We start from the raw sequence: 15,911 nt of genomic DNA, 5'->3' as shown, positions 1-15,911 counted from the left end.
CGTTCAACTACTGAATGCCCATAAGGTTACCAGCAAGCCTCTGCCCAAGGTTACTGACGTTTATCTTCTTGCTCCTGCTGCTGATCTAAATCAAGCAACAAGGACTGTATTTTTTGACGATGTATTTCGGCGTTTTGCCACATACCGCGCTGAATCGCTTCTAATAAACGCTCGCCCATTTCTTCTAACGCATGAGGATTATTATCGCGCATAAACGCCTGATTGTCTGGATCAAGCAATAAGCGATCGGTTACTTGCTCATACTGATAATCCGCAACCAAGTCCGTTGTCGCACCGTAAGCGAACAAATAATCTACCGTGGCGGTCATTTCAAACGCGCCCTTGTAGCCGTGGCTTTGCATAGCGTCGATCCATTTCGGATTCAACACCCGCGAACGCACCACGCGATTCAGCTCTTCTTTTAAAGTACGAATTTTCGGTGCGCTGGGATTGGAATGATCGCTGTGATACACGCTCGGCGCTTGGCCGCTGAATTCCATCACCGCGTTGGTCATGCCGCCTTGAAATTGATAATAATCGTCGGAATCTAAAATATCGTGTTCACGGTTGTCTTGGTTTTGCACCACGGCATCAAGCTGAGACAAGCGTTCAACAAAGGCGGATTTCGCTTCCACACCATCTTGCTCTTTATTGTAGGTGTTGCCATCGTAGGCATAGCCGCCCCAGTTTACGTAGGCTTCCGCTAAATCGGCTTTGGTGTCCCAGCAGCGTTCGTCAATTAAGCCTTGTAAGCCTGCGCCATACGCACCGGGCTTGCTGCCAAAAACACGATACGTCGCTTGACGGTTCGCGAGCTCTTCGTCCATGCCTTGATCAAGCAAGGTTTGTTTGCGCGCTTGTACATTGGCTCGAATGGTGTTGCCTGTGCCCGGCTCTTCAAAGTCGACAATGGCTTGCACCGCTGCGTCGTAGAGTCGCATGACATTCGCGAAAGCGTCACGGAAAAAACCGGATACTCGAAGTGTTACATCTACTCGCGGGCGACCAAGCTGCATACAAGACAGGACTTCAAAATCGGTCACACGGTTTGACCCCGGCGCCCAAATCGGACGTACTCCCATCAGTGCAAACGCTTGTGCAATGTCGTCGCCACCGGTTCGCATGGTGGCGGTTCCCCACACGGACAGCCCTAAATCTTTCGGGTAATCGCCGTGCTCTTGAAGATGCCGCTGAATCAGGGCTTCGGCAGACTGTTGGCCAATCGCCCACGCCGCAGGTGACGGAATGGCGCGGTTATCCACGGAGAAGAAGTTACGCCCGGTTGGCAAGGTATCCAACCGCCCTCTTGTCGGCGCGCCACTGGGGCCGGGAGGAATAAAACCGCCTTCTAATCCGGTTAGCAAAGCATGAATTTCGTCATGAGCGCTTTGTTCTAAAGCGCGCAAAAGAGTTTTTTTACTGTGCGATAAAAGTATCGCTGTTTTTGGGCACTCTTGAGCTAACGACGCTATGGCTCCATTACCCAATAAATAACTCATAACGAGAGATTTAGCGAAAAGCTCTAACCGCTCTTTGGTGTCGGCATGAGTTCGCCATGGAGCCTCACTGATCGCTGATAACGCGTCTGGTTGCTTGCCAAGCCAAGGAATGCGTAGGCTTTGCATGGGATCAAAATCGTCTTGCGATAAACTCAAGTCTTCTACCAGCGCATGAAGAATGCCCTGGCTGGTCGCCTCTTTACCACGAGGTAAACGCAACAAGGCCACCAGCGTATCAGCCAGTTTGTCTTTCTCTGGTAATTCGCCAAGGCGATGCAAGCCGTGGCGAATTTGCGCTTCTTTTATCTCGCACAAATAGGTATCTAAGCCTTCCAGCACCGAATCGTCATTGTCCGATTCAATACCGATTAACTCTTCCAGCAAATGCGTCGTTTGGACTTTTTCAAGAATTTGTTCGCGCAACCAAGTTTCTCGACGAATATCCATACCCATGGCTTGATAATATTCGTCCACCAAGTTTTCCAGCTCGGCCATGTCACCGTACGTTTCGGCGCGTGTCATCGGCGGCATTAAATGATCAATAATGGTGGCTTGTGTGCGACGCTTGGCTTGTGCGCCCTCACCTGGATCATTAACAATAAAAGGGTAAAAATTCGGCATGGGCCCCAAGGCGATGTCTGGCCAACATTGGTCGGATAACGCTGTGCCCTTGCCCGGCAGCCATTCTAGATTGCCGTGTTTGCCCACGTGCACAAAGGCATCTACTTTATAAACATGACGCAGCCAGAAATAAAACGCCAAATAACTGTGGGGCGGAATCAAATCTGGATCGTGGTAATTGGCTGCCAAATCGAGGTTAAAACCCCGCGCGGGCTGAATACCAACAAAGGTTTCGCCAAGGCGAATGCCCGCCAACATGATGCGGCGTTCGCCGTTTTGCTCGCGGCATTTGTGGTCGTTTTCTGGCGCTCCCCAACGATCCCACACCGCGTTTTGGCTTTCTAATGGCAACTGGTAAAAATAGTGAAGGTAATCGTCCAACGCCAAACTTTGCCAGCACCCTCTTTCGTGCAAGGTGTTTGGGTTATTCGTTACCGCGCCAAGCAAGGCTTCAATTAAGGCGTTGCCATGTTCTGGCACATCGGCGATGGGATAACCGGCGTGTTCCAACGCCTTGAGTAAATTGATTGTCGAGGCAGGCGTGTCTAGCCCTACGCCGTTACCAATGCGGCCATCTTTGGTGGGGTAATTCGCCAACACAAAGGCGATGCGTTTTTCATGATTAGGCTTGATGGCGAGGTTGGCAAAACGCTTGGCGAGTTGTGCGACAAAGCGAGCGCGCTCTTCGTGCAATTCATAGCGCACCAAGTCCACTTGTGCGGTGTCGTTGTAATGACTCAACGCTTTAAAACTGATCGCGCGGGTAATGATGCGTCCGTCCATTTCGGGCAAGACGATTTGCATCGCCACGTCTCGACTGCGCAACCCTTGAGTTTGTGCTTGCCAATCTTCTTCAGTGCTGCCGGATAGGATCAGCTGCAGTACGGGAATCGGCGACGCAAAGGCCGACTGAAAATCCGTCGGCTCCGAGGCCAAATCGGGGCTGCCCACTCGATTTGCGGCAAAGCCTGTGGTGTTCAGAATCACCTTGGCATGGGTTCGTTCCACCAGCGATTCAATCAAGCCCACCGACACATCGTCTTTTAACGAGCTCACCGCCACCGCCAACGGCACCATATTTTCTTGCTCTAGCACGCTTAGCAAACCATCGAACATCTGGGTATTACCGCTTTGTAAATGAGAGCGATAAAACGCCACAACCACCACAGGAAGACCGTTTTGGATCGACTCGGCGTAATGCTGTTGCCATGTTAAAAAGCTCGACGCGTGACCTGCGTGGTAGATCAATGCACTGGGCAAAGGCGCAGGCTCTTGCCACTCAGTGGACAGATTAAAATACTGATCCGCAAGGAAATGAAACAGCTGTAAGGAATTGGCTTGGCCACTTTCACGCAAATATCGCCACACCCGATGCACGTCTTCAGGCTGCGCAGTGGAAGCCTTGGTTAAGGAAGGATCAGGAGCGTCGTCACCGGGCACAATAATCAGGGTTCGATCCGGTTTGGCCTTTGCCCAATACTGCAATTGTTGGAAACCATAGGCCCAGTAATGCTCGCCACCTAACAAGGAAACGACCACGACGCGAGCGTGGTCGAGCACCTTGTGCTCATACAAATCGAACGCAGCGGGTTTAACCAACTGCATCCAATTGGCCAGTCGAACACTCGGAAAAGCGCCTTCAGATAAGGTATTGATGCCATGATCTAAGGCGCTACCGAGCGCACCAAGAACGCTGTCGGCCGCGGCCAAGATCACCAAATCGGCCGGCGTTTGCCCTAAATCGACAATGCCTTCGTCGTCAACAAATCCACCCGGTTTGGCGGCTAATAAATGCACGAAGCAACTAAGCGCTTAACGCGTCGTGTAATACGTTTTCAATTTGCTCTTTTTCGATGCCTTTGCCGATAAAGACCAATTGCGTTTTACGCACTTCGTCCGGCTGCCATAAACGATCGAAATAACGATCTAAACGGGTTCCGACCACTTGAAAAACCTGACGCATAGGCTTGCCATGCACGGCCGCAAAGCCTTTGATACGGAAAATATTGTTCTTCTCCACCAGCTCCGACAAGGTTTCTTGCAACAAGTCCGATTGCACTTCGCCTAACGTCACGACGAAAGAATCGAAATGGTCGTGGGCGTGATCGTGATGTGCACCATGAGCATGATGATGATCGTGATGGTTGTGCACTTCGTCGATGCGGCTTTCACTTTCGGCGTCTATGCCTAACAAAACATCCAGCGCTGTTTCGCCATTTTCGATGTACACGGTTTTCACCGTATCGGGTACTTCATTAGTGATGATTTTTTGCACGCGGGTGCGTTGTTCATCGTTTAACAGATCGTTTTTGCTGACGACCACTAAATCCGCGGCGCTTAACTGATCATCCAGTAGTTCTTGCAAACTCGGGTCGTGATCTAGACTTTCGTCCGCTTGACGTTGAGCCTGCACCTTGTCTTCGTCATCGGCAAAGCGACCGGCGGCCACGGCGGCGCCGTCGACTACGGTAATCACCGCATCCACAGTACAATGCTCTTTAATGCCTGGCCAGTTAAAGGCCTGCACCAAAGGCTTTGGCAACGCCAAGCCGCTGGTTTCAATCAGAATATGATCGATGTCGGCGCGGCGCGCCACGAGCTGTTGCATAACGGGCAAAAATTCTTCTTCTACCGTACAACAAATACAACCGTTTGCCAGTTCGTAAAAGCCGTCGTCGCTGCGTTGACCGCCTTCTTGGCCATCATCGGCGCAGTCAATCGGACAAGAACGTAGCAAGTCTGAGTCTATGTCTAATTCGCCAAATTCATTGACGATCACCGCGATGCGTTTGCCTGCGGCTTGCTTAAGCACATTGGATAATAAGGTGGTTTTACCACTGCCCAAAAAGCCAGTAACTATGGTCGTAGGGATTTTATTCAGCTGCATAATGAATCCTTGCTCTTATTTTTGTTCGTCACGATGACGATGAATTTTTCGAAAAATGTGCGCCTGACTTTTATCGTAAAGATAAGAATCGGCGAAGTCGTCAGTATCTAACACTCGGCCGACCAAAATAAGACTGGTGCGTGTAAATTTTTTCTCACGTACTTTGACCACAATATCCGCCAAAGTGCCCACCACGTAATCTTGGTCTGGCCAACCGACGCGATAGCACACAGCCACTGGGCAATCTGCGCCATAGTGTGGAAGCAATTCGTCGACGATTTTATGTATACGGGTGATGCCCAAATGTATCGCCAAGGTTGCACCACTTTGCGCTAACGCCGGCAAGCGCTCGCGCTCAGGAAACGGTGTTTTGCCTTCGTAACGGGTCATAATCACAGTTTGCGACACACCCGACAAGGTCAATTCTTTGCGCAACATGGCGGCAGAGGCAGCAACAGCGCTGACGCCAGGAACCACTTCGTAGTCAATATCCAAACCCTCAAGGCGACGAATCTGCTCGCCAATCGCTCCATACAAAGCAGGATCGCCAGACTGCAAACGCGCCACGTCTTTGCCTTCTTGCGCGGCCTTTTCGATCACGGCAGTGGTTTCGTCTAGGTTCATTTGTGCCGTGTCGTAAATGGCTTCGGCTGAATGACGTACGCTGTCGATAATTTGCGTGGGAATCAAAGACCCCGCATAAAGAATGATGGGGCATCGCTCTATTAACTTAACGGCTTTTACCGTCATCAAGTCTGGGTCGCCCGGCCCTGCGCCAATAAAATACACTGTCATACTATTAACCTTGCTCAATATTTATAGCTTTTTCGAGTAACCGCGAGGGGTGTAAATCCAAGACTTGTCGCCATTGACGATGTGTTTGGTGTCTGAATTTCCCACACTGACCATGGTAAACATATCAACGTCTTTGGCGTCGAGTTGGCCCAAGGTGGTAAAGGTAATGACTTCTTCAGGACGTGTTAATTGACGACCAATCATCACCGGTGTGCTGGCAGGACGATATTGCAACAAGACATCGCGAGCGTGATTCAATTGCCAGTCGCGCTTTTTCGATACGGGATTGTAAAACGACACGACAAAATCCCCTGCGCCGCAGGCGTGCAAGCGCTTGTCGATGGTCTCCCATGGCGTTAATAAATCGGATAAGGAAATGGTGCAGAAATCATGGCCTAACATGGCACCAACGCGGCTGGCACCGGCTTGCATCGCCGAAATTCCAGGGATCACTTCAATGTCTACATTGAGCCATTCTGGGTGGTCTTCTTTGCCTTGCAATTGCATATCAAGCAGTTCAAATACCAAGGTTGCCATGGCGTAAATACCAATGTCACCACTGGAAATAAGCGCGGTATTTTTACCCTGCGCAGCAAGGTCTAACGCCAATCGAGCACGACCTATTTCTTCCCCCAAGGGTAGATTATGAAAGGTCTTACCTTCGCTGAGTTCACCTAATAAATCCAAATAATAACCATAGGCAACCCAATCGCTACAAACCGACAACGCTTTGGTGGCATTGGGCGCAACCAAACCAAGGTCCCCAGGCCCCATGCCCATTACAAATAACTTACTCATACTGTCTCTACAATTTGCTCAGGCGCCATTTAGCGCGAATGGTGCCATTGTACACGGATTGCAAAACCGGCGGGATGAAAACACTGGGATTTAAGATGAGAGCTGTTCAGGACGATTTAGGAATTTACTTGGATCAGCTGGCACGCTTGCTTGTTAGCATGATGAAAAGACAACACAGCATGGTCGCCATGCACCCAAAAAGATAAGCCTTCACCCAGAAAATACGCACCTGATGCGCTGACCGCTTGGGTCAAAAAGTACTCGTCGCCCTGCCAAGAAAGCTGAGCTTGATTGCTATGAAAATGAATATCAAGAGTTTGTCCGTCACAGGAATAAGCAGCAACATTGGTTTGATCTAGATTAGAAATCTCAGCGATTTCTTCAGATATAATAGATTCTACTGGTGAACCTTTCTCGATGACGCTGCACGCGGACAGCAACAAACAACTGCCAAGAACAAGCATTTTAGCAATTGGACGCTCTATTGTACGCTTTAGTGCCTGCTCTGTATAAGACCCCATTCTCACTCCGCTGTTGATTCATTAATGTTGAACGGCTGTTTAATATTACAACAAGGGTTTGTAAAATGAATAGGGTTAATTTTACCAAAAACTCGCTTTGACAGGCGCCGCAAAAAGCGAGTATATTGCGTTTGTCGGTTTATTCCGACTTCGTTCTCGGGGCGGGGTGAAATTCCCCACCGGCGGTAAAGATGATGGCTAAATAGCCTCTCTAAGCCCGCGAGCGCCTTCAAGGAGTCTTCCTTTTAGGGTCCAGCAGATCTGGTGTGATTCCAGAGCCGACGGTTACAGTCCGGATGATAGAGAGCGCGTCAGACAAGTCCTCAGCCACTCGCTGTTTTTCAGTGTGTGTCTATTTAGGTATCTCATTTAATCGTGGGGTTTTTGCCTGTCCGTTCGCCCTGATTCACCTTAGTTACTTTAGGATTACACAATGAATCAGAGCTCAACGAATATTGAATTCACACCAGCAACAAAACGCATCGCTATTCTTCACGCCTCTTGGCATGAAGACATTGTCTTAAACTGTGTTGAAGGTTTTAAAGCCGAGTTAATCGAGCGTGGCTACAGCCTCGATTTAATCGATGTTATTCCAGTTCCTGGCGGTTACGAAATTCCATTACAAGCCAAGCTATTAGCGAAAAGCGGCCTTTACTCAGCCATTGCCGGCACGGCCTTGGTAGTAGACGGTGGTATTTATCGCCATGATTTCGTCGCTCAAGCCGTTTGTAGTGGTTTGATGCAAGTGCAACTTGAAACTGAAATTCCTGTGCTAACAGCCGTTTTAACGCCACATAACTTCCACGAACACGACGAGCACAAAGAATACTTTAGCCGTCACTTCGTGAAAAAAGGCATAGAATTGGCCAACGCTTGCGACCAAAGCATTCGCTTGACTGAAAAAGCCAAAAGCCTAGCGTAAAACTCATTTCTTTTTAAAAGCCCTGTCATGCTATTTTATAACAAGTGGCCGACAGGGCTTTTTTATTCTGCTTATTAAATCTGCAAATCCGCTTTCTCACTTAAGGTGCGATAAGCCTCGCTTTGTTTGTCTTTCTCAGCGCAAATACTCAGCATATCATCAATAAAGAAAGCCAATGCACGACGCTCAACCCGCTCTATGCCCAGCTGCCGCTCTGTCGATAAATTGCCGTATTTTGACGCCGCACCAAAGTCGCCAAACAACACATGCCCTTCTTCGTTGATTAAGGTGTTATGGGCGTATAAATCTCCGTGGCTGACTTTTTGTTGGCAAAAATGCGCAACAAGATGTTCAACCTGCTCGACAATGCGGGCAATGGTTGCAATCGATAAAATCTGACCTTCTGCAAACGTATCCCGTGTGCACGACGCCAAACTCGGCGGCAATCCCAGATTGGTATAATGGGGCGGAATCAATCCCATTACCAAGGCAGAACAATCCGGCTTATGCACTTTCGCTAACGGTGTCACCAAATTCTCGTGATAACCCACAGCCAAACAAGCGTCTAACTCGTCTTCAGGGAAGCCGTCACTGGTGACTTGACCTTTGAAAACTTTCACCGCGACCTTGTCATCAAAACCAAAGAGGTTGCGCTGCCAAGTGGCTAAGGAAATCACCCCCGAAGCGCCCTGCCCTAATACCTGATGCAAAGCCAAATCCCCAAAGGCGACGGTTTTGAATTCATCATGTGAATCGCGCGGCGCACAAAAAGGGTTGCCAGAGAAGGCTAGCCAAGCCAAGCGCGGTAGCGTCAGTAAAACATCGGGGAAAGTGGCAAATTGATTAGCCGACAAGCGAATCAACTCCAAACGCTTACAATCGACCATACTGTCGGGCAATGCTTGCAGTTGATTTCCTGCCAACGCCAATTTTTGTAATCGCGTGAGTCGACCCATATCATCGGGTAAGTCGGTTATTTGATTATCCGTTAGAATCAACCAGCGAGTGTGTGTTGGTAACGACGACGATGAGACTTGTGTGATTTGATTGCTTTTAAATCCAATCATCTCAAGTTGTGGACAACGCCCTAGACAAGAGGGCAATTCGGTAAAAAGATTGTTCGAGCAGAACACAATGCGCAGTTTTTTGAGTCGACATAAATCGTCAGGTAAACGGCTCAAGGCGTTGTTTGACAGGTCTAATACTTCCAGCGAATCGGCAAGGTCATAGATTGCCTCAGGGAAGTCGGTTAAATTGTCACTAAGTTGTAGGCGAACAATGCCCTTTAGTTCGCCACGGTGTAATTGGTCAAGTGTGTGCAAAATTACGCTCTTTTTACTGGGTAAAAGGTTATGAAGATAAGTATCAAAACAGACTTTATAAGCAAGGTGTTAGACTAAACGAACTGGCAATCAAGAAACTATTTGCTATCGTCCGAGTCTATTGATTCAAGTTTTTGCTGGAAATCGCGCAATACAATGGTAAGCGCATCCACCGCCACACTAGGCGCGATGTTATTCTCTTCAAGTAGCTCAATTAGATCCACAGCCAATTTAATGTGCTCTGGTGCTTGGTCTAAAGACATAATAATTCCGTAATGAAAACGAATAGAATGGGTGAAATAATGGGTCTAATAAGACTCAACATTTAGCGCTAAGTCTAGCACCCTTTTGATCCAATAATCGACGACGCGGGTTTAACAAAACATAACGCCACAAATAATGAGGTTAGCGTGATTACAAATGAATTTTGGCTCGACCGCTGGAAAGCCGGACAAATTGGTTTTCATAAAGACGACATCAACCCTAAACTCATCGAGTTTTGGCCTACATTAGCAAAAGGCAGCCGTGTGTTAGTGCCTTTATGCGGCAAGTCGAACGATATGATTTGGCTGGCAGAACAAGGCTACCAGGTAACCGGCGTGGAGTTGTCGTCACTTGCTGTGGTGCAATTCCTAGGCGATAACGATTTCACTTATGAAACGCACCATGAAGGCGACTTAAAAATACACACGGTAAACGACCTGCCATTACGCATCGTTGAAGGGGACTATTTTCACTTCACCGAAACCGACTTTGATGCCTGCTATGATCGCGCCGCCATGGTCGCCATGCCCGACAGCAAGCGGGCGGATTATGTGCGTCATACTCAAGCCCGTTTATCGCCTTCTGCTTGGGTGCTGTTGATCGGTTTGCATTATGATGGCAATCAGCAAGGGCCGCCTTTTTCCGTACAAAACGACGCTATTCGTGCCATGTGGGGAGACAGGATACAAAAAATTGCCTCTGAAAACTTGGCCCTCACCCATGAACGTTATCAAGAGCGCGGCCATAAGGTATTTGAAGAAAGTGTGTGGCGCATCTCGCCTCTTCATCAATAATCCTAAAGCCAACAGAGTCCAAGATTAGGCTGTTTACCCCAGACGTTTTCTGGGATAATACGGCACATTTTTTGACCGATACGCCATGTACCACTTTCGTGGCAAACCGTGATTCTCTATTATCACAGCCAATACCAAGAGCACATAATGACCAAACGACATAAAACCGCCAAAGAACTCTTCTCTTATCCACTTTATTGGGCTGAGTGCTACGGGGTTTCGCCTTTTTTACCCACTACCCGAGAAGAAATGGACATCTTAGGTTGGGACAGTTGTGATGTAATTATTGTGTCGGGGGATGCTTATGTAGATCACCCCAGTTTTGGTATGGCAGTACTGGGTCGTTTATTAGAATCAAAGGGCTACCGTGTTGGTATTATTGATCAACCCGATTGGCGCAACACAGAAGACTTTATGCGTCTAGGTCGCCCTAATCTGTATTTTGGCGTGACCGCAGGCAATATGGATTCTTTGATCAACCGCTATACGGCGGATTTAAAGGTCCGTAACGACGACGCTTACACGCCTTATGGTGTGGGTGGCAAGCGCCCTGATCGCGCGGTGATTGTTTATTCTCAGCGTTGTAAAGAAGCTTTCCAAGATGTGCCTGTGATGATCGGCGGCATTGAAGCCAGCTTACGTCGTATTGCTCAGTACGATTACTGGAGCGACGAAGTGCGCCGCTCAGTGCTAATCGACTCCACGGCTGACATTTTGCTGTATGGCAACGCCGAACGTGCCATGCTGGAGGTAACACACCAAATGGCCATGGGCAAAAACCTTGATGAGCTTACCGACATTCGCGGCACCACCATTGTTCGTAACACCCCACCTGGCGGCTTTACTGAGATCGATTCAACCCGTGTCGATTGGCCCGGTAAGGTCGATCAAATTTACAGTCCATATGAATACATTCCAGAAGGCAAATGCCAAACCAAAGACGACGAAGACTCGGATGTGATGCCGATTCGGGTCATTCCCGCACCGTTACGCCGCGGCGAAAAACTCGATCCAGAAAAAACCTACATCCGTTTACCATCGTTTGAAAAGGTCTCTAAAGACCCTGTACTATATGCCCACACTTCGCGTATTTTGCACCTTGAATCCAACCCGCATAACGCTCGTGCGCTCATCCAAAAACACGGCAAAAAAGAAATTTGGGTAAACCCACCACCAATTCCATTGGAAACACCAGAGATGGATGGCGTGTTTGATCTTCCCTACGCTCGTGTGCCGCACCCAAAATACAAAAAAGCGCGTATTCCAGCTTACGACATGATCAAAACCTCGATCAACATCATGCGGGGTTGTTTTGGTGGCTGCACTTTCTGCTCAATAACTGAGCACGAAGGTCGAGTGATCCAGTCCCGTTCTCACGAATCCATCCTCAACGAGATTGAAGACATTAAGGCGAAAGTGCCAGGATTTACTGGTCATATTTCAGACCTTGGCGGCCCGACGTCGAACATGTACACCTTGAACTGCAACGACGACGAGGTCCAAGCCTCGTGCCGTAAATTGTCTTGTGTGTACCCGACTATTTGCTCAAATCTAAACACGGATCACAGTCCGACCACAGAACTCTACCGCAAAACCCGCGCGATAGAAGGCATTCATACCGTATCGATTGCCTCTGGCTTGCGTTATGACTTGGCCGTGGAAGACCCAGAATACGTGCGTGAGTTGGTGACTCATCATGTGGGCGGCTTGTTAAAAATTGCCCCTGAGCACTCCGAGAAAGACACCTTATCGAAAATGATGAAACCGGGTATGGGCACCTATGACCGCTTTAAACGCATGTTCGATAAGTACTCAAAAGAAGCCGGCAAAAAGCAGCACTTGATTCCCTACTTTATCGCGGCGCACCCGGGTAGCTCCGACGAAGACATGCTAAACCTTGCCGTATGGTTAAAAACCAATGACTTCAAACCGGATCAGGTACAAACCTTTTATCCGTCACCGATGTCGCTGGCCACCGCCATGTACCACTCGGGCAAAAATCCACTCAAGCCAGTTACCTACAAAAGCGAAGACGTGTACACGCCAAAAGACGCCAAACAGCGCACGGTGCAAAAAGGCTTTTTACGCTATCACGACCCAAGAAACTGGCAAGATCTGCGCAATACCTTGATCAAGATGGGTCGTACTGACTTGATTGGCTACGGCCTTAACAAGCTAGTGCCCGCGGAAGAAAAAGACCGACAAGTTCGTCAGCGTCCACAAAAAGCCAAACCAGGCCAAGCGACAGGCGCGTCTCATACCTCAAACCGTCCGACTATCGAAAAAAATGCGGTGGCAGAAAAAGCCCGTCGTAAGAATCATCATTCAGGCAAACCCGCTGGTAGCCGAGCCACAGGTGAACAAGCCGCACCCAGCCAAGCCAAACGCCGCAAATCAAAAGTGAAATCTCGCTAAACAGCGACGTTTCTGAGCCAGAAAAGATCTGAGCCATAAAAAAACCTTATGTGGTCGCTTCATGTAAAGCGATTTCATAAGGTTTTTTTCGTCTATTAAATGTCTATTTAGGTTAATGCTTACTTAAGCAATTACTTAGGCGTGTTTCGCCATGAAGTAAGGTGATTTCTTCTTACTGTGAAGTCGAACACAGACTAACGTTAATTCCACTGCTGCAATCACAATCAATGAATAACCGAAGGTTTCAATGCCTTCTTCAACAATGTTTTTCACGACTCGCATATAAGAGTCGCCCATCACTGCCTGCCAAAAAGAACCCCGCCCCATCATGCGAGAAAAGGCGACAACCGCCACAATCCCAGCGACAAAAATGCCAAAGCTAGGCTGCATGGAATACGCTTTTAGTGACTGATAAGCGGCTGGGATACGCCCCCACACAAACACAATCGCGTAAATAATAATCAAGGTAACAATAAGCTGCCAAGCACCATCAAAAACATGGGCATCTAAGAAGGCATCCGATTCACGTACAAACATCATCGCCATCAGACAAGCTAGCAAGGTGGATGACATATGCAGCCTCTCATCCATTTTCGCTGCAATAAGAAACAACACACAGCTTAATAAAGTAAAGCCGTCTTGCAGGTACTCCGTTAAGGAATGTTCTGAGTATTGAGCATCGGACAAGAGCTGATAGCCCTCCAACGAAATGAGATGTGCGATACCCGCCATGCCGAAAAGGTAAATAAGACTACGTAAAATAAACATGATGCTTCCCTGAAGGTTAATTCAGGGAAGTTTAATGAAAAATAAATGAAAAAAACACGTTCAGAAAGCAATGACAAGATTATTACTTTATTCGCTTATTTTGCCTTTATATATCCACTTTTAGAGCAGGTAAACATACAAGTTATGGCAAAAATAGCATAAAGGAATTACCTTTATGCTCGATAATAACTACGACAAACCTTGATCCATCAATTCGTCTTGCATGGTTTCCACGTGCCCAGCCACTTCATCGGGTGAGGTAAAGTGAGCAATGTGATACATGGCTTCGCCTTCTTGCACCAAAGGAATATTTTGCTTGCCAATGATAATACCGCCATTTTTACACACGACCTTGTCTAAAATAGCGCCATATGGGTCTTTGATTTCAGCCAATACATCGCCCGCTTCCACCAGATCCCCAAGAGCCTTAATGTGAGACGTAAAACCGCTGTCAGTGGCTCGCACCCAGCTACTGCTACGAGCAATTCGTGGTTCGGATAAGGACTTTTTACTACGCGATTTTGGCAACATGCTCAAATAACGCATCACCCCGACCACGCCTTTCACACCAGCACGGATTGACAACTCATCAAAGCGCAGCGCTTCACCGGCTTCGTATAAGATTACTTTTGCGCCCACGTCGTTGGCACATTCTCGCAAAGAGCCATCACGTAGGTTCGAGTTCATCAAGACCGGCACCCCAAAGGCTTTCGCAATGGCTAGGGTTTCCGCGTCATCCAAGTTGGCTCGCACTTGTGGCAAATTGGTACGATGCAAGCTGCCAGTGTGAAGGTCGATGCCATAGTCCGCTTTTGAGACAATTTCACTTAAAAAGCGATCGGCAACGCGTCCTGCTAATGACCCTCTTTTAGAGCCAGGAAAAGACCGGTTAAGATCTCGGCGGTCAGGTAAATAGCGGCTTTGGTTTAACACGCCATAACCGTTCACCACAGGTACCGCAATCAAGGTGCCTCGAATATTTTCTAGGGATTTGCTCTGAATGATGCGACTGATGATTTCGATGCCATTTAACTCATCACCATGAATGGCCGCACTAATAAACAAGGTAGGGCCTGGACGTTTGCCGCGCTTCACAAACACCGGCATGGACATATTGGTGTCGGTGTAAAGTTTCACCATCGGCAGTTTAATACGCGCTGTACCACCCAGTGGAATCTCAACGTCACCAATGGTTAGAATATCGTCGCTCATCAGCCTTTTCCTTTGGTCTTGGTGCTACCCTGCAAGGCGGATTTCTCAATGTGTTGAATAATCATCTCAGCAACGTCTTTGCCTGTGGCGGTTTCAATCCCCTCTAGACCAGGTGACGAGTTCACTTCCATGATTAAAGGCCCGTTGTTGGAACGTAAAATATCCACGCCACACATGTTTAGCCCCATGACCTTGGCCGCTTCAACGGCGGTGCGACGCTCTTCCGGCGATAAGCGAATCAGTGAGGCCGTGCCGCCACGGTGTAAGTTTGAGCGAAACTCGCCTTCTGCTCCTTGTCGTTTCATCGCCGCGATCACTTTACCACCAACAACCAAACAGCGGATGTCGGCCCCACCGGCTTCTTTGATGTATTCTTGCACCAAAATGTTGGCTTTTAACCCCATGAAAGCTTCGATGATCGATTCAGCGGTTTTATTCGATTCCGCCAATACCACACCAATTCCCTGTGTTCCTTCTAGCAACTTGATCACTACAGGTGCACCACCGACGTTTTTCAGCAAGTCGCCAATTTTATCAGGATGATGAGCAAAACCCGTTTTAGGCAAACCTAAACCTTTACGAGACATCAACTGTAAAGAGCGCAGTTTATCGCGAGAGCGACTGATCGCTACCGACTCGTTGATACTGTAAGTGCCCATCATTTCAAATTGTCTGACCACAGCTGTACCATAAAAGGTCACAGACGCACCAATTCGTGGAATCACCGCATCGTATTTTGGTAAGGGTTTACCATCGTATCGCACTGATGGATTGCTGCTGGTAATGTCCATGTAGCAGTGCATTGTGTCGATGACATCCACTTCATGGCCAAGCTTTTCACCTGCCTCAACCAATCGACGGGTAGAGTAAAGTCGAGGATTACGAGAAAGAATTGCGATTTTCATAGATGTCCTTTGAACAAAAGAAGAAAGCGAGAACGCTTCAAAAAAACGGGAATGTCCTTGGCGCGAGAATAGTAAATAACCTTACAATTAGAAAGCGATTTTCTATATTTATGTGCAAAAAACACAAAAAAATCCCCAAGGGCTTAGTTTAGAAAAGCCATTGAGGATTTTTATGACGCACTTAAAAG

Annotated in this window: 13 protein-coding genes and 1 riboswitch; of the genes, 3 read left to right on the top strand and 10 right to left on the bottom strand. The window is 48.1% G+C overall.

Annotated elements, in window-relative coordinates:
- Positions 1–50 precede the first annotated feature (50 nt).
- From cobN to J9B83_RS04895, 5 genes are all read right to left on the bottom strand, one after another.
- On the bottom strand, positions 51–3,917 hold the full coding sequence (cobN, locus tag J9B83_RS04915) for a cobaltochelatase subunit CobN (protein WP_211535627.1): 3,867 nt from the start codon (positions 3,915–3,917) through the stop codon (positions 51–53).
- Positions 3,918–3,924: 7 nt separating this feature from the next.
- On the bottom strand, positions 3,925–5,007 hold the full coding sequence (gene cobW, locus J9B83_RS04910) for a cobalamin biosynthesis protein CobW (RefSeq protein WP_211535626.1): 1,083 nt from the start codon (positions 5,005–5,007) through the stop codon (positions 3,925–3,927).
- Positions 5,008–5,022: 15 nt separating this feature from the next.
- Positions 5,023–5,802: a precorrin-4 C(11)-methyltransferase gene (cobM, locus tag J9B83_RS04905; protein ID WP_211535625.1), complete on the bottom strand. Its 780-nt coding sequence runs from the start codon at positions 5,800–5,802 to the stop codon at positions 5,023–5,025.
- A 21-nt stretch (positions 5,803–5,823) separates the two neighbouring features.
- Positions 5,824–6,600: a precorrin-3B C(17)-methyltransferase gene (gene cobJ, locus J9B83_RS04900; RefSeq protein ID WP_211535624.1), complete on the bottom strand. Its 777-nt coding sequence runs from the start codon at positions 6,598–6,600 to the stop codon at positions 5,824–5,826.
- A 116-nt stretch (positions 6,601–6,716) separates the two neighbouring features.
- Entirely contained in the window at positions 6,717–7,121 is a 405-nt protein-coding gene (locus J9B83_RS04895) for an MliC family protein (RefSeq protein WP_211535623.1), read from the bottom strand.
- Between the two features lie 148 nt (positions 7,122–7,269).
- A riboswitch (FMN riboswitch) is annotated at positions 7,270–7,433 on the top strand.
- 121 nt (positions 7,434–7,554) lie between these two features.
- On the opposite strand from J9B83_RS04895, the gene J9B83_RS04890 reads away from it, so the two are divergent.
- Positions 7,555–8,043, top strand: coding sequence for a 6,7-dimethyl-8-ribityllumazine synthase (locus J9B83_RS04890; protein WP_211535622.1), 489 nt, complete (start codon positions 7,555–7,557; stop codon positions 8,041–8,043).
- 74 nt (positions 8,044–8,117) lie between these two features.
- On the opposite strand, the gene J9B83_RS04885 is transcribed toward J9B83_RS04890, so the two are convergent.
- Together J9B83_RS04885 and rsmS are read right to left on the bottom strand one after the other, a co-directional pair.
- Positions 8,118–9,365, bottom strand: a complete 1,248-nt coding sequence (locus tag J9B83_RS04885; RefSeq protein ID WP_211535621.1) for a leucine-rich repeat-containing protein kinase family protein — start codon at positions 9,363–9,365, stop codon at positions 8,118–8,120.
- A gap of 98 nt (positions 9,366–9,463) precedes the next feature.
- Positions 9,464–9,628, bottom strand: a complete 165-nt coding sequence (gene rsmS / locus J9B83_RS04880) for a pleiotropic regulatory protein RsmS (RefSeq protein WP_211535620.1) — start codon at positions 9,626–9,628, stop codon at positions 9,464–9,466.
- A 147-nt stretch (positions 9,629–9,775) separates the two neighbouring features.
- Between rsmS and J9B83_RS04875 the strand changes: the two genes are divergently transcribed.
- Together J9B83_RS04875 and J9B83_RS04870 are read left to right on the top strand one after the other, a co-directional pair.
- Positions 9,776–10,423 carry a class I SAM-dependent methyltransferase gene (locus J9B83_RS04875; RefSeq protein ID WP_211535619.1) on the top strand — a complete coding sequence of 216 codons (648 nt, stop codon included), beginning with the start codon at positions 9,776–9,778 and terminating at the stop codon, positions 10,421–10,423.
- A 147-nt stretch (positions 10,424–10,570) separates the two neighbouring features.
- Entirely contained in the window at positions 10,571–12,838 is a 2,268-nt protein-coding gene (locus J9B83_RS04870; RefSeq protein WP_211535618.1) for a YgiQ family radical SAM protein, read from the top strand.
- A 135-nt stretch (positions 12,839–12,973) separates the two neighbouring features.
- Here J9B83_RS04870 and J9B83_RS04865 read toward each other — a convergent pair whose 3' ends face one another.
- From J9B83_RS04865 to rimK, 3 genes are all read right to left on the bottom strand, one after another.
- Positions 12,974–13,606 (bottom strand): hypothetical protein, encoded by a 633-nt coding sequence (locus tag J9B83_RS04865; protein ID WP_211535617.1) that lies wholly within the window; start codon positions 13,604–13,606, stop codon positions 12,974–12,976.
- A gap of 189 nt (positions 13,607–13,795) precedes the next feature.
- On the bottom strand, positions 13,796–14,818 hold the full coding sequence (locus tag J9B83_RS04860) for a succinylglutamate desuccinylase/aspartoacylase family protein (RefSeq protein WP_211535616.1): 1,023 nt from the start codon (positions 14,816–14,818) through the stop codon (positions 13,796–13,798).
- Entirely contained in the window at positions 14,818–15,723 is a 906-nt protein-coding gene (gene rimK / locus J9B83_RS04855) for a 30S ribosomal protein S6--L-glutamate ligase (protein WP_211535615.1), read from the bottom strand. Before rimK ends, J9B83_RS04860 begins: the two co-directional genes overlap by 1 nt.
- Positions 15,724–15,911 lie beyond the last annotated feature (188 nt).

Source organism: Marinomonas vulgaris (assembly GCF_018145875.1).
In the GTDB taxonomy this organism is placed as follows: domain Bacteria; phylum Pseudomonadota; class Gammaproteobacteria; order Pseudomonadales; family Marinomonadaceae; genus Marinomonas; species Marinomonas vulgaris.
This window is presented reverse-complemented; position numbering and strand designations above follow the sequence as displayed.